Here is a 304-nt window from a genome sequence, read left to right as displayed (position 1 = left end):
GTCAACCAGTACGTGGCGGCCTTCCTGATCCTGGAAGGCCTCACCGTCGCCATCTTCGCCGCGACGGACGCGATGCTGTTCTACGTGTTCTTCGAAGCGATGCTGATCCCGATGTTCCTGATCATCGGTGTCTGGGGCGGTCCGCGCCGCATCTACGCCGCGCTGAAGTTCTTCCTGTACACCTTCCTCGGCTCGGTGCTGATGCTGGTGTCGCTGATCTACCTGTACATGAAGGGCGGCAGCTTCCAGCTGGCCGACCTGTACGCGCTGCCGCTGTCGGCCAAGGAGCAGACCTGGATCTTCT

At 61.5% G+C, this 304-nt stretch carries 1 protein-coding gene; it reads left to right on the top strand.

Annotation, left to right across the window (positions count from 1 at the left end; genetic code table 11):
- A partial coding sequence (locus tag EN804_RS36175) for a proton-conducting transporter membrane subunit (RefSeq protein WP_281407938.1) occupies positions 1-304 on the top strand: 304 nt, incomplete at both ends.

Origin of the sequence: Mesorhizobium sp. M8A.F.Ca.ET.161.01.1.1 (assembly GCF_004792105.1) — a bacterium.
Classification (GTDB): domain Bacteria; phylum Pseudomonadota; class Alphaproteobacteria; order Rhizobiales; family Rhizobiaceae; genus Mesorhizobium.
This window is presented reverse-complemented; position numbering and strand designations above follow the sequence as displayed.